General features: G+C 64.5%; 14 protein-coding genes. 10 read left to right on the forward strand and 4 right to left on the reverse strand.

Annotated features, from left to right (window positions below):
* The coding region (locus KQI11_RS12035; RefSeq protein WP_216402289.1) for a hypothetical protein at nt 1–861 on the forward strand (861 nt) is incomplete at its 5' end.
* A gap of 801 nt (nt 862–1,662) precedes the next feature.
* On the opposite strand, the gene KQI11_RS12040 is transcribed toward KQI11_RS12035, so the two are convergent.
* The 3 genes from KQI11_RS12040 to KQI11_RS12050 are packed head-to-tail and all read right to left on the reverse strand — an operon-like array spanning nt 1,663 to nt 4,548.
* A complete protein-coding gene (locus KQI11_RS12040) occupies nt 1,663–3,273 on the reverse strand; it encodes a hypothetical protein (protein WP_216402290.1) in 1,611 nt (536 codons plus the stop codon).
* Nucleotides 3,266–3,979: an ABC transporter ATP-binding protein gene (locus KQI11_RS12045; RefSeq protein ID WP_185916772.1), complete on the reverse strand. Its 714-nt coding sequence runs from the start codon at nt 3,977–3,979 to the stop codon at nt 3,266–3,268. Before KQI11_RS12045 ends, KQI11_RS12040 begins: the two co-directional genes overlap by 8 nt.
* Complete coding sequence (locus tag KQI11_RS12050) at nt 3,973–4,548, reverse strand: helix-turn-helix domain-containing protein (RefSeq protein ID WP_216402291.1); 576 nt, start codon at nt 4,546–4,548, stop codon at nt 3,973–3,975. The genes KQI11_RS12045 and KQI11_RS12050 overlap by 7 nt, the downstream gene beginning before the upstream one ends.
* A gap of 238 nt (nt 4,549–4,786) precedes the next feature.
* Between KQI11_RS12050 and KQI11_RS12055 the strand changes: the two genes are divergently transcribed.
* Nucleotides 4,787–5,557 (forward strand): MBL fold metallo-hydrolase, encoded by a 771-nt coding sequence (locus tag KQI11_RS12055; RefSeq protein ID WP_216402292.1) that lies wholly within the window; start codon nt 4,787–4,789, stop codon nt 5,555–5,557.
* Nucleotides 5,558–5,649: 92 nt separating this feature from the next.
* On the opposite strand, the gene KQI11_RS12060 is transcribed toward KQI11_RS12055, so the two are convergent.
* On the reverse strand, nt 5,650–5,877 hold the full coding sequence (locus KQI11_RS12060; RefSeq protein ID WP_185916770.1) for a helix-turn-helix domain-containing protein: 228 nt from the start codon (nt 5,875–5,877) through the stop codon (nt 5,650–5,652).
* Nucleotides 5,878–5,976: 99 nt separating this feature from the next.
* On the opposite strand from KQI11_RS12060, the gene KQI11_RS12065 reads away from it, so the two are divergent.
* From KQI11_RS12065 to KQI11_RS12100, 8 genes are all read left to right on the forward strand, one after another.
* Nucleotides 5,977–7,047, forward strand: coding sequence for a lipid II:glycine glycyltransferase FemX (locus KQI11_RS12065; RefSeq protein ID WP_216402293.1), 1,071 nt, complete (start codon nt 5,977–5,979; stop codon nt 7,045–7,047).
* 158 nt (nt 7,048–7,205) lie between these two features.
* Nucleotides 7,206–7,820 carry a manganese efflux pump gene (locus KQI11_RS12070; RefSeq protein WP_243164555.1) on the forward strand — a complete coding sequence of 205 codons (615 nt, stop codon included), beginning with the start codon at nt 7,206–7,208 and terminating at the stop codon, nt 7,818–7,820.
* 141 nt (nt 7,821–7,961) lie between these two features.
* Nucleotides 7,962–9,755, forward strand: coding sequence for an LTA synthase family protein (locus KQI11_RS12075; protein WP_286172774.1), 1,794 nt, complete (start codon nt 7,962–7,964; stop codon nt 9,753–9,755).
* 458 nt (nt 9,756–10,213) lie between these two features.
* Nucleotides 10,214–10,693: a DUF2975 domain-containing protein gene (locus tag KQI11_RS12080; protein WP_216402295.1), complete on the forward strand. Its 480-nt coding sequence runs from the start codon at nt 10,214–10,216 to the stop codon at nt 10,691–10,693.
* Between the two features lie 9 nt (nt 10,694–10,702).
* Nucleotides 10,703–10,915: a helix-turn-helix domain-containing protein gene (locus KQI11_RS12085; protein WP_216402296.1), complete on the forward strand. Its 213-nt coding sequence runs from the start codon at nt 10,703–10,705 to the stop codon at nt 10,913–10,915.
* 125 nt (nt 10,916–11,040) lie between these two features.
* The gene (locus tag KQI11_RS12090) at nt 11,041–12,003 is read left to right on the forward strand and encodes a GrpB family protein (protein WP_216402297.1); all 963 of its coding nucleotides are present in this window, start codon (nt 11,041–11,043) and stop codon (nt 12,001–12,003) included.
* Entirely contained in the window at nt 12,000–12,473 is a 474-nt protein-coding gene (locus tag KQI11_RS12095; RefSeq protein WP_216402298.1) for a hypothetical protein, read from the forward strand. Before KQI11_RS12090 ends, KQI11_RS12095 begins: the two co-directional genes overlap by 4 nt.
* The gene (locus tag KQI11_RS12100) at nt 12,466–13,149 is read left to right on the forward strand and encodes an HD domain-containing protein (protein WP_216402299.1); all 684 of its coding nucleotides are present in this window, start codon (nt 12,466–12,468) and stop codon (nt 13,147–13,149) included. Before KQI11_RS12095 ends, KQI11_RS12100 begins: the two co-directional genes overlap by 8 nt.
* Nucleotides 13,150–13,413: the final 264 nt, after the last annotated feature.

The raw sequence follows: 13,413 nt of genomic DNA on the forward strand, positions 1-13,413 counted from the left end.
CGGGTGGGGGACTACGTCCTCATCTACACCGTCACCGACCAGGACGGCAACCGGGTCAGCATCAAGTTGAAATACCACCTCATCAGCAAAACGCCCCCGGCGGTGGTGCCCAGTGACCCGGACCACCCCCTGCCCGACCCCATCCCCCTGCCCGACCCGGTGCCCGGCAGTCAGAAGAAGCACTGGAACATCCGCGACTATCTGGAGGAGGAGGTCCGCTCCGGCAGCTGGAGCAAGGCCGACATCCTGCACTGGATGGCCCAGCAGTACACCGTCTCCTCCAACCAGGCGGACGGCAGCCTGACATACGATTTGCTGCTCTTTGACCAAAATGGCCGCCCCGCCGAAGAAATCGACCTGACCCGTCCCGGCAGCTGCACTTTCTACTATACCGCCACCGACTCGGTGGGCAACACCACCACTGTGCAGTTGACCTACAAGCTCACCGACCGCCAAATCACCGGCCCCGTGGGGCCTGCTGACCCCGATGGCGCGGGCGGTTCCGGCGGCGCGCCGAACGGAGAGGGGAGTGCCCCCTACACCGGCCTGCTGGGCAGCCGCGGTGCGGGCAACTGCTGGGTCCACTGGCTGGCCCTGCTGCTGATGGCGGCCGTGGCCGTATACACTGCCTGCCGCCGTCGCCAGACCGATGCGGATGCCGAAAAGATGGGGGACGAGCGCCCTGGTCTCCTCGGCAAAGACCTCTTTTTCTACAGCGTGGTCTCCGCCCTGACAGCCCTGCTCTACCTGTTGCGGGGCTGCGCCCTCGACGGGGTCGCCCTGCTGGCCGTGGCGGCCGCCATAGTCGCCAGCGCCATTGTCGTGTCCCGGCGAGAGGCAGAGGAAAAAAGTGAACACTAATTGAAAAGGAGCGCCTTTTAGGCGCTCCTTTTTTACGGGCTGGGGCTTTTTTACAATGCTACGGCTTCCGGTGCGAAGGGCAAGTGGACGGGGTTTCCCCAGAACCTTCGCACCGCGTGTGGGCAGTTGCAGGGGAGGAGTGACAGCGGTAAAGGGGGATTTGCCGCTGCAAATTGACAGAGCATTGGGGAAGCGGTATAGTAAAGAAGAAAGAGGATGAAATGTTTTTGTGCTTTGTTGCTGTCGCACCCTACGCGGGTGCGTGGATTGAAATAACAGCCCTGAGGGCATTGGCGCTGAGATCGACACGTCGTACCCTGTGTGGGTACGTGGATTGAAATACCGCCTCAAGCGCGGTTATCACCATCACCACGTCGCACCCCTCGTAGGTGCGTGGATTGAAATTCCATGGTGTCCTCCAAGGCCGACGCTGGTTGCCAGTCGCACCCCACACGGGTGCGCGACTTGAAATCCTCCCAAAGCACACTCCCGTCACCATGGTACGTGGATAAACTTTCTAAGAAGTAGTAATCACAGCGGCGAGACAGTTTGTCGCATCCCCCCGCGGTTTCACCCTCCGAAACGGCGAGAATTCCACATTTGCGCGCAGCCCTACCATGCTGCCACCTTTTCCGCCTGACAGTATCCTTCGAGTTTTTGCCCCGCACGAGAGGGGATGACACAGAGGGGGTTGCCCCCACTTGCCCACCCAGCTCAAAGGGAGGCAGGCCGCTTGCCTTTGCACCGTGAGCAGGTGCGAGGCGCACATAAAAAGAGCCCTCCGGCCGGAGGGCTCTTTTTTTATAGCTGGGCGAAAATCCGCGCGCCCTTTGTGTTCAGCCATCCCCACATCGCCAGACAGAGGAGGACGGCGACCACAGTGGCCACAGCCGTGACCAAGACCATGGACAGGTGCAGGGCGAAACCGAGGCCGATGAACGCCGCGGCCAGAATGGGGGTGGTGAAGTACCCCAAAAAGGAGGCGACGGATTGCTTGATGACCGTGACCTCGCTCTGCCAGTCCAATTTGGGGAACAGGAGGTTGCAGACCAGCCCTCCCAGAGAGGTGGAGAGGGCGAAGGCCAGCGGGGTCAGGTAGAAGAGCACCCACTCGGCGGGGGAGGGGCGCAGGGCCATCCCCGCCATGGTCGAGCCAATCAGGCAGGCGGGGACGAGGACGGTGAGGTTGACCAGGGCCTTGCTGGCAAACACCTGCGAGGTGCGGACCGGCAGGGACTGCAAGATCCAGAGGTGGTTTCCCTCCAGGGAGATGGAGCAGCTGCTGACAGCCCCCATCCCCCCGACGGCGGCCATAATGAGGGGGCAGATGCCGGTGAGCATCCCGGCCAGGCCGGGAACGCCCATCATGGCCTCCAACTGGTCCTGGGGCAAAAAGAGTATCGCCCCGCAGAGCAAAATCAGCATCAGCGCCCCCATCCCGGCGTTGAAGATGTAGAGGGTGGAGGAGGTGAAGCGCCGCCACTCCTTTTTGTAGAGGGCCGAGAGGGCGGAGGACTGGCGCAGTTCGCCCAGGCGGTACTTCCCTTTGGCCGAGGTGGTGGTGAAGACGGCGTGCAGCTGCCGGTAGTAGCGCCCCACCAACAGGCAAAAGAGGGCGAAGGGCAGGATGCACAGGGCCATCAGCAGAAGCCAGCTGCCCCAGTTGCCGCCGGCCACCCCCTGGGTGAACAGCCGCGCCGGCGGGTAGACGGATTCCAGCTGCAGGGCAATTTGGCTGCCGACCTGGGCCAGCTCGGTGACCTCCATTTCGGCCGCGCGGTAGCTGAGGGCGGTGGAGCCAAAGAGGACCCCCACGATCAGCAGCCCATACAGGAGGATGGAGAGGATTTTGTTGCGCCCCAGCCGGGCGGCGATCAGGGCCACCGCCCCGCCGAGGACCAACCCGACGACCAGCGGCAGGATGGGCATTGCCAGCAGCGCGGGCACCAGGGCCAGCCAGAACCAGAGAGAGGGGCCGGTCTGCACCGCGTAAACCACGGCGGCGGGGACGAGCAGCAGGCAGGAAAAGAGCAGGCTGCTGGAGTAGAGGATGAGCACCCGGCTGGCGACGATGGTGCTTTGGGGGATGGGCAGGGCCATCTGCAGGTCGTAGTCCTGAAAGGAGAAGAGGACGCTGCCGGCCTTGTAGATGACGGTGATGAGGGAGAGGAGGGAGGCGGCCACGGCCATGACCGTCAGCACCAGCTCCGGCCGCCCCACCATGGCGGCCAGCTGTCCCATCCCCACCGAGTAGACAGCCGACATGGCCACCAGGAGGACGGCGAGAAAGGCAACCCCCACCCCCATGAGCAGCGATTTGCGCTTGGCGGCCGGATCCTTGGCGTGCAGCATCTTGCCGATGCCGAGGGATTGGAGCGCGTAGACTTTGCCGAGTAAAAACAGCTTATTCATGGTCGATCAACTCCAAAAATACGTCTTCGAGACTGCTCTGGCCGATCACCTCGTGGGTGGGGCCGCTGACGACCAGCCGCCCCTCTTTGATGATGGCGATCTTGTCGCAGAGCTTTTCTGCCACCTCCAACACGTGGGTAGAAAAGAAGATGGTGCTGCCCTGCGCGCAGAGCTCCTTCATGATCTGCTTGAGCTGAAAGGCCGCGCTGGGGTCCAGTCCCACCATCGGCTCATCCAAGACCAGCAGCTTGGGGGCGTGGATCAGGGCGGAGATGATGGCCAACTTCTGCTTCATCCCGTGGGAGTAGGAGGAGATGGGGTCGCCCAGGTTGGCGGTGAGTTCCAGCCGGTCGCCGTATTTGGCGATGCGCTGGCGGCGCAGCTCCCCCTCGACGGCAAAGACGTCGCCGACGAAGTTCAGGTACTGGATGCCGGTGAGGTGGTCGTACAGGTCGGGGTTGTCAGGGATGTAGGCGGTGACCGCCTTGCAGGCCATGGGCTCTCGCTTGACCGAGTGCCCGTCGATGAAGATGTCGCCTCCCTCAAAATCCAAGATCCCCACTGCCGCCTTGATGGTGGTGGTCTTGCCGGCGCCGTTGTGGCCGATAAAACCGTAGATCTCGCCGGCGGCCACCTCTAGGCTCAGGTCGTCGACGGCCTTTTTGCCGCCCTTGTACACCTTGGTCAAATGCTCGATTTTCAGCATGGGGGTTCCTCCTTCTCTCCCCCCTCTGGGGGGGCGGCCGGCGCCTCCGCCGGCGTGATGATAAAGGTCAGTTTGCGGGCCTTGCGCCCGGGGGCGGGCCCGTTTTGCACCAGCGGGCCCAAAATTTTGCCCATCTCCATGCTCAACTGCCGCGTCTCGCCGTCGGTGAGCATCAGCGTTGAGGTGGTGAGGGCGATGTCCCCCTTGGCCGGGTCGGGTGGCGGCTGTTTTGCAAAATAGCGCTCGAAATCGCCCATGACGCCCAGAAGGATGGCAAACAGTCCCTGGTGCATCTGCTCCAGCTCCTCCTCGCTGCCGTGCCACTGGGGGTTGGGGGCCAGGCGGTAAACCCTCTCCACCGAACCCCGCATCGGCCGCTCCTCGGCCACCTGCAAAAGTTCCAGCTGCGCCAGCTTTTTGATGTGCCGGTAGAGGGTGGCCTTCGGCACGTCGCTGAGGGCGGCGGCAATCTCGCCGCTGGTGGCGGTGGGGTGCAGGATCAGGTGCTGGATGATTCGCATCCGCACCGGGTTGAGCATGGCCTTCATGATATCCGCCGTAAACGGCAATTGGCACTCCTCCTCTCACAATTGTTCTCAATAATGATAATAGTATCAAAAATGAGAAAAGTCAAGCAAAAAAGGAAAGTACTCTTGATTTGCGCCCAAAAAGCAACTGGCTTTTTGCCGCATGTCCATCCGGACGGCCGCGCGGGGAAAAACAGGTTGACGGCAAGGGAGCTGGGAGATATGGTAAAGGGGAAGGAACTGCCCCAAAAAGGTGGGCGGCCGAGGAAAGGGGAACAGCATGGGCGAGTGGTTCACCGTCGAACAGATCGAGAGAGACACCTATGCCATCAGCGAATACCGGCACTGGGAGGAGCCCCACTGCTACCTGCTGTTGGGGGCGCGGCGGGCCCTGCTCATCGACAGCGGGTTGGGGGTGGCGGACATCGGCCGGGCGGTGCGGGATCTGACCTCGCTGCCGGTGCTGCTGGCCACCACCCACGCTCACTGGGACCACATTGGCGGCCACCACTGCTTTGCCCTTGAGGACATCGCCGTCGGCGCACAGGAGCAGGGGTGGCTCGCCGGCCACTTCCCCCTCCCCCTGTCGGCGGTCAAGGCGGAACTCCTGCGGGGGGAGACGGCGTTCTCGCCCTCCTTTGACTCGGAGCAGTACCGCCTCTACCAGGGGGGCGCGGCAATTGCCCTGAACGACGGCGACGCCATCGATTTGGGGGAGAGGGAGGTGGAGGTGCTGCACACCCCGGGTCACTCGCCGGGGCATCTCTGCTTTTACGAGCCCCAGCGGGGGACCCTCTACGCTGGCGACCTGGTCTATGCCGGCTGCCTGGACGCCTTCTACCCCACCACCGACCCCCTGGCCTTTTGGCAGTCCATCCAGCGGGTGCGTGCCCTGTCACCCCGCCGGGTGCTGCCCGGCCACCACCGCCTGGACATCCCCGCTGAGCTGGTGGGGGAAATCGACCGGGCCTTTGCCGATCTCTGGGCAAAGGGGGAGTGCCACCAGGGCCTGGGGGTGCGCGATTTCGGCGCCTTTCAGCTCCACCTGTAAATCGCGCCTGCGGGGCGGATAGAAGGGAGAGGGGAGCGAACCGTTCAGACTGTTCGCTCCCCTCTCCTATTTTGGGCCTGGATAGCCGCCCCTCACCGCTTGGGCGGCGGGTAGGGGGCGGGGTTGTCGGTGCGGTCGAGCAGGTAGTCGACGCTGGTGCCGTAAAAGTCGGCCAGGCGACAGAGCACCTCCGCCGTCAGGGCAATGGTGCCGGTCTCGTATTGGGAGTAGGTGTTCTGCGCCATCCCCAGGTGCTCGGCCACCTCCCGCTGGCGGATGTCCCGGTCACAGCGGAGGTCGCGAATGTGTCTGTAAGCCATTTTGATCACCCAGTGACAGTATGTGCTATCTGAAATCGAGATATTGACTTTTATCTGAAATACAGATAACATGGGGGGAAAGTCGAAGGAGGAGATCGCATGCTTGCGTGGGTGGACCGGGAGGACAGGGCCTTGGCGGCGGAGTACGAGGCGTTTGTGGAAAGGCGAGGGAGCTTTTTTCAGTCCCTCGCCTGGGGGGAGGTCAAGGAAAACTGGCGGGCCCAGGCCCTGCTCTCCCGGGGGGAGGACGGAGGGATCCGCGCGGCGGCCCTGGCCCTGATCCGCCCCCTGCCCCTGGTGGGGGGCTCGCTGCTGTACTGTCCACGAGGCCCGGTGGGGGAGTGGAGCGACCGGGCGGTCTTGGGCGACCTGACAGAGGGCTTTGCCCGGCTGGCGGAGAGGGAGCGCGCCTGCCTGCTCAAACTCGACCCTCTGGTCGCCCCCGGCGGGCCGGAGGCGGCCCTTCTCCAGTCGGCCGGGTTTCGCCACCGGCCGGGGGAGGGGGATTACCGCACCCTGCAACCCCGGTTTGGCTATCTCCTCCCCCTGGCAGACAGGAGGGAGGAGGAGCTGCTGGCCGGTTTTTCACAGAAGTGCCGCTACAACCTGCGCCGGGCGATCAAAAAGGGGGTGGAGTGCCGGATGGGCGGGGCGGAGGAACTGGACGCCTTCTACCCCCTGCTAGAGGAGACCGGCCGCCGGGATGGCTTTGTCATCCGCCCCCGGGCCTATTTGGAGCGGCTGCTGCGGGCCTTTGGCCCCGCGCGCTGCCGCCTCTTTCTCTGTCGCTGGCAGGGGCGGCCGGTCTCCGGCGCCCTGGCCCTGCGCTATGGGCAGACGGCCACCTACCTCTACGGCGCCTCGTCCGGTTGGGGGCGGGAGGTCATGCCAAACTACTTGATGCAGTGGGAGATGATCCGCTGGGCCCTGGCGGGGGGCTGCGTGGTCTACGACTTTGGGGCCGTCCCCCACTTCTTGGAGCCGAGCCACCCGGCCTATGGCATCTACCGCTTTAAAAAGGGGTTTGGCGGCCGGGTGGCCGAGTGGGCAGGGGAGTTCGACTGGGTCTATCGCCCCGTGTCCGCGGCGCTGCTGCGGGGCGGGCAGCGGGGGTTGCAGTTGGCGCAGGCGGCCCTTCGCGCCGGGCGGGAGCGGCGGGGGCGGGAATGAACCTGTCCTTCCTATATATTTACACCCTTCGCCTTGCCATTTGGGCCCGATTCTGGTATCCTGTAAAAAACCGATGGATTTGTCCCCTTTTTGAACGTTTTCTCCCTCGCCCCATAGACTGGTCTGAATCCAATAAATGGGGTGATGGTTTGCTGCAGATGATATTGTTCTCCCTCTCGGTGTGCGCCGACGCCTTTGCCGCCAGTTTTGCCTATGGGGCGGCGGGCATCCGCATCCCCCTGCGCTCGGCGCTGGTGATCGCCGGGGTGGGCAGCGGCTTTCTGGCCGCCGCCGTCTGGGGGGCGGGGCTGCTCACCGGCGCCCTCGACCCCGCCCTCTGCGCGGCGGCGGGGGCCTGGCTGTTGATTGCGCTGGGGCTCTTCTCCCTGGGGGGCGCGGCCCTGCGGGGCTGGCTGCGCCGGGGCGGGCGGGAGCGGGAGATCCGCTTTCAGGTGGCCGGGGTGCAGGTGCTGGCGGAGATCTGCCTGGACGAGACCCGGGCCGACCGGGACAACTCCCGCACCCTCAGCCCCAAAGAGGCGCTGTTGCTGGCCGTCCCCCTCTCGGCCGACTCGCTGGGGGCGGGCTTTGGCCTGGGGCTGTTTGGGGCCCGCCCGCTGGCGCTGCTGGCGGTTTCCCTGCTGCTGGGGCTGGCCCTCATCGAGGGGGCGCACCGCCTGGGAAGCAAGCTGGCTGGGCGGTTTCAGGGCGGGCTCACCTGGCTGTCCGGGGCGATTTTGGTGCTGCTGGGGGCGCTTCGCCTCTGGATGTAGACCTGTCGGTAGATCGACAGGGGTTGTTCATAAAGTTGTCACTTTTTTTATCACGAGACTGTCATATTGTCCCGATAGAATGAAGGCATAGAATAGAGAAAGCCGCGGGACAAGGGTCTGGCGGAGTGGTAGGTGATCGAGATGGAAGAGAAAAAACAGGGGCGCATCAGCCGCCTTTTTGCCCTGCGCGCGCAGATGCCCGACCGCCATCCCCGCGCCGGCAGGGTGCTTCTGGCCCTCTACCCGCTCTTTATCGTGCTGGTGTGCGAACTCAACCAGAGCCAGAAGTTTGGCGATATGTTCGGGTTTTGGCTCGCCCGCCCCACCGTTCTCCTCTTTGACGTGCTGCTGGTGGGGCTCATCTACGCGGCCTTTTTGCTGCTGTTTCGGCGGGGCCACCTGGCGGTGCTGCTGACCGCTCTGCCCCTTTACATCTTCTCCTGCGTCGAGTTTTTCAAGTGCCGCACCAGCGGCAGCCACTTTGTGCTGGGGGACTTGGTGATGACCACCAACGCCTCGGACATCGCCCGGTTTGCCGACATACAGATCACCCCGGTATTGGCCCTCTGCTTTTTCTTGGTGCTGGGCTATTGGGCGGCGGTCTTCTGGCTGGGGCCCACCCTGCCGCTGGCGGGGCGGCGGCGCTTTGCCACCCTGGGCACGGTGGCCGCCGTGCTGGTCTGCTTTTTTGCTGTCCCCACCGTTTCGGCCGGGGCGATGGACCTCTTTGACATCCGGGCCGAGAGCGCCTACAACACCTTTGAGCAGAGCGACAAGTTCACCTCCAACCAGATGATTGCCAACCTGGTGGAGACTGCCCTCTCCCAAAACGAGTCCCTCGCCAAGAGGGAGAGCGCCTACCGCGCCTACCTGAATACCGCTGCCGCCAAGTCAGGCAGGGAGACCGCCGCCGCGGCGGACTACAAAAAGCCCAACGTGGTCGTCGTCCTCTCGGAGTCCTACGCCGATTTTCGCGCCCTCAAAGAGCTGGGGGTGCGGGATGAGATCTACCAGAACGCCGACCGGGTGGCGGCCGAGGGGACCAGCGGCACGGCGGCGGTGCCTACCTTTGGCGGCTACACCGTGCGCAGCGAGTTTGAGCTGCTCTTCGGCCTGCCGGTGCGCTCCCTCTACAACGCCGAGATCCCCCACAAACTGCTCAAGGAGCGGGCCCAGGCGGCCTTCCCCCGGTACTACCAGTCCCTGGGGTACGAGACCACCTACCTGCACCCCTTTAGCGGCACCTTCTACGGGCGGGACAAAACCTACAACAACTACGGCTTTGACCGGATGCTCTTTCAGGGCGATTTGACCGTCCCCCAGAAAAATTACAAGACCTACACCGACGACGGCTGTGTCTTTGACCAGATCGAGCAGCTCATCGGCGAGAGCGATCAGCCGCAGATGGTCTTTGCCATGACCATGCAAAACCACCAGCCCTACCTGGACGAGAACAGCTCTCTCACCGAGATCGACTACTACCTGGACAAAATCCAGCACACCGACAAGGCGCTGGGCCGGTTCATCGCCGATCTGCGCGCGAGCGACGAGCCCACGATCGTCCTCTTTATGGGGGACCACTTCCCCTCCTTCACAGCGTCGGGCGACGTGTACAGCCAGCTGGGCATCGGCAGCGACAACTGCGATGTCCTCTACCAGCAGCGCTACCTGGTGTGGAGCAACTACGGCGCCGATTTGAGCGCCTTCCCCACGGGGGAGAAGGTCTCCTCCTTCTACCTGCCCTACCTGCTGCTGAAAACCACCGGCGCCCCCCTCACTGCCGACCAAAACGCCGCCCTGGACGAGATGGAGAGCCAGCCCCTCTACGACTACCAGTTCTCCCAGGGGGACGATCTCTTTTGGGATATGCTCACCTACGATGTGGTGCTGGGGGACCAGACCATCCGCACCCTGCCCCAGGGCAGCGCCCAGTAGCGGCTTTGACAGCCTTCCTGCACCGGAGGGGAAAAGGGGAGACAGTTGCAAGCAGAGAGACCCGAGCCGACGGCTCGGGCCTTTTTTGTTGCAGCTTTATCGCCCAAAGCCCCCGACCTTGCCGCGGGGGCGGTTTGCTTTGGCATGAGACCTCCTGGGAGGAAGGGCGCTGGAAGTGAAAAAGGGTGATTGGGGGGATGGATGACATAAAATGGAATCCCAGATGACCAGCTTACCGGTGACAGCGGGTGTCATACAAGTGTAGAGTTTCGACGCCCCTTGAGGGGCCCAGCCTGTATGTCGCCCTTTTCAGGCTGGTGTATACCGCCCATTTGGCTGACGGATTTGGTTTATAAGTTTAATGTTTTATTTTAAATTATTATTGTATTTCAATATGATATGGGGTATACTGTGGTTGTCGGAACAGGACACGAGGTGGCGTAGAGGGGGAGTGGAGAATGGTGTGTAAACAGTTGGCTCGCTGCTGCAAAATTTCTCTGACAGGGGGCTGCCTCTGTTTGGCCGCCGTCTATCTGGTGGCGGTCCCCGGGGTGACAGCGGGTCTCTTGCGGCAGGCGCCGGAATTGGCAGACCGCTTTTGGCCCTGGCTGCTGCTGGTCGAGGCCACGGCGCTGCCCTGCATTCTGGTGGCCCTGTGGGGCTGGAAGCTGACAGGGGAGATCGGGCGGGGCAACGCCTTTTCCGGAGAGAGTGCCCGCCTGGTGAAGAGGGCCTCCACGGCCCTGCTGCTGGACGCCGCCCTCTTCCTCGCCGGCAATGTCGTCTATTTTTTGCTGGGCATCAGCCACCCTGCGGTCGCCCTTTTGGCCCTGTTTGTCTGTGCGGCGGCCGCGGTGTTCGGCCTGGCAGCGCGGGCCCTTGCCCAGCTGGTGGGCGAGGCCGCCCGGCTGCGGGAAGACAGCGAACTGGTGATTTGAGGTGAGGGTGTGATAGCGGTCAATTTGGATGTGGTGCTGGCGCAGCGAAAGATGACCCTGACGCAGTTGTCCCGGGAAGTCGGCGTCACTGTCGTCAACCTCTCGCTCTTAAAGACGGGAAAGGCCAAGGGGGTGCGCTTTTCCACCCTGGACAAAATCTGCCAGGCCCTGGACTGCCAGCCGGGCGACCTGTTGGAGTGGTGCCCCGACCCCCAGCCGTAAGACCGGGGAAAACCGGTGAGAGACCCGCTCGGGCATTTGCCCCGGGCGGGTTTTGTGCTACAATGACGGTACCCCCCCAAACCGCCTTTTCAGGCCGGACAGGGGAGGAGAGGAGGCGCTTTTAGATGCTGGGACTCAAGCGGGGCACGGTGCAGTTGCTGCCCTATCAGGAGAGTTGGGCCGAGGAGGGGGCGCGAGCCGCCGCCCGCCTGCAGGAGCTGTTTGGCAGCGAGGTGGCGGACGTCCGCCACGTGGGCAGCACCTCGGTCAAGGGGCTGGCGGCAAAGCCCATCATCGACCTGGCGGTGGGGATGTGGGACCTGGGTCAGGCCGAGGCCCTTTACCCCGCTCTGGCTGCGGCGGGATTTGTCCACCGCCCCCATGTGGACGAGCCGGACAGCCTCTTTTTGAGCGCCGGAGACGAGGGGGCCGACACCCGCACCCACCACGTCCACCTGGTGGAGTACGACGGCCGCCGCTGGCGGGACTACTGCTATTTTTCCGACACCCTCAACCGGGACGAGGGGAAGCGGGCGGCCTATCAGGCCCTTAAAGAGGGGCTGGCGGCTGCCAACAGCGCGGACAGGGTGGCCTACACCGAGGGGAAGGCGCAGTTCATCGAGGGGGTGCTGTCCGAAGGGCGGGCGCTGGAGGACACGGCGGTCACCTTTGCAGAGCCCCCCTCGCCGGGGGATGTCCGCTTTGCGGTGGTGGTGGCCCGGCACCGGGGGCGGTGGGTCTTTTGCAAGCACCGCCGCCGCGATACTCTGGAACTGCCCGGCGGCCACCGGGAGCCGGGGGAGACCCTGGAGCAGGCCGCCCGGCGAGAGCTGTGGGAGGAGACCGGCGCCACCGATTTTGCCCTCAAAGAGGTGGGCCCTTACACCGTTCGCCAGGGGGAGGGGAGGCCCAGCTACGGGGTGCTCTACCGGGCGGAGATCGCCGCCCTCGGCCCCCTGCCGCCCCATGAAATCGAGCGGGTGGAACTGTGTTCCGCCGTCCCCCGGCAGATGACCTACCCCCGCATTCAGCCCGCACTGATGAAGCGGGCGGTGGCGGACGGCCGCAGAGAGGGGTGGTTGCGGTGAAGGGCGAGCCCACACAGACACTGGTGCAGCGCCTGTGCGCAGGGGACGAAAGGGAAGGGTACGCCGCCCTAAAAGAGCTGTTGGAGCGCTCGCGGGCAGGGCGGGAGATTTCTCTCTATTGGGAGGAACTGGCCGCCCTGCTGGGCAGTGCCAACAGCTACCGGCGCACCCGCGGTGCCCTTTTGCTGCTGCAAAACGCCCGCTGGGCAGAGGAGGAGCAGCTCGAGCGCTGGATGCCCCTGCTGCTGGGGCTGCTGCAAGAGGAGGAGCGGGCCACCGCCCTGCGCCAGTACCTGCGCGCCTGGGAGGGGACTGTGCGCGATGTCCCCGCCCTGGCAAGTCCTTTCTGCCGAGTGTTGGAGGGCCTTGATCTTGAGCGCTACGGCGAGAGCATGGCCCCGCTGTTGCAGCGGGACAGGGAGCAGCTGCTGAGCGCTCTGCAGGGGGAAGGGGATGAGGGGGATGAATAGAGCTCTCTTTGCCCGGGCCGAGGCCTTTATGGCGACCTGCACCGACGGCGGGGTGCACGATGAGATGCACGTGCGCCGGGTGCTGGGGTACGCCCTCTCCATTGCCGGGGGGATGCCCGAGGCCGACGGGGAGATCGTGGCCCTGGCCGCCCTCCTCCACGATGTGGGCCGCCCAGAGGAGAGGGCCGACCCCGCCCTCTGCCACGCCGAGGTGGGCAGCCAAAAGACGTTGGATTTTCTGCGGGCGGAAGGCTATCCCCCGGCACGGGCTCGCTGGGTGGCCGACTGTGTCCTCTGCCACCGCTACCGGGCTGACCGTCGGCCCGAGACGATCGAGGCCAAGATCCTCTTTGATGCCGACAAGCTGGACCAGACCGGCGCCCTGGGTGCAGCCCGGGTCATCCGCTTCGGGGGGCAGATCGGGGAGCCCCTCTACCGAGTCGGGGAAAGGGGTCGCCCCCTGCCCGGCGAAGAGGGGGAGGGCCCCTCTCTGCTGCGGGAGTACCACCGCAAGCTGGAAGGCCTTGCCGGTCAGTTTTACACCCCTGCCGCCCAGGCGCTGGCCCGGGCCCGCCAGCCGGTGACGGACCGCTATTTTGCCGCCCTTGCCGCCGAGGCGGAGGAGAGTTGGGCGGCCGGTCAGCGCGCCCTCGCCCAGCTGCTGGGGGAGGAGTAGCGGCCACCACACCGCCGAGATGCCGCCTGGAGGGGAGGGAGGCCCTGTTCGGCGGAACCAAAACGCCGCCTTGTCCTGGCACGGTCGGGGGAAGGGCGCGCGGCTTGCCCCTGCCCTTGCGCCCTGTCGGGCCTTCCCTTGCGCCCCGCCGGACTTGCCCCTATGCTCCGCCGGACCTATTCTTTCTCCATTTGACAGCTTGTTTTTCCCCGGCAGGCTTGACGACAGACGGCCAAGAGGCCGCGCAGCCCTTGTCTGGGCGCG

The organism is Acetanaerobacterium sp. MSJ-12 (assembly GCF_018917875.1).
GTDB classification, from domain to species: Bacteria; Bacillota; Clostridia; order Oscillospirales; family Ruminococcaceae; genus Bittarella; species Bittarella massiliensis.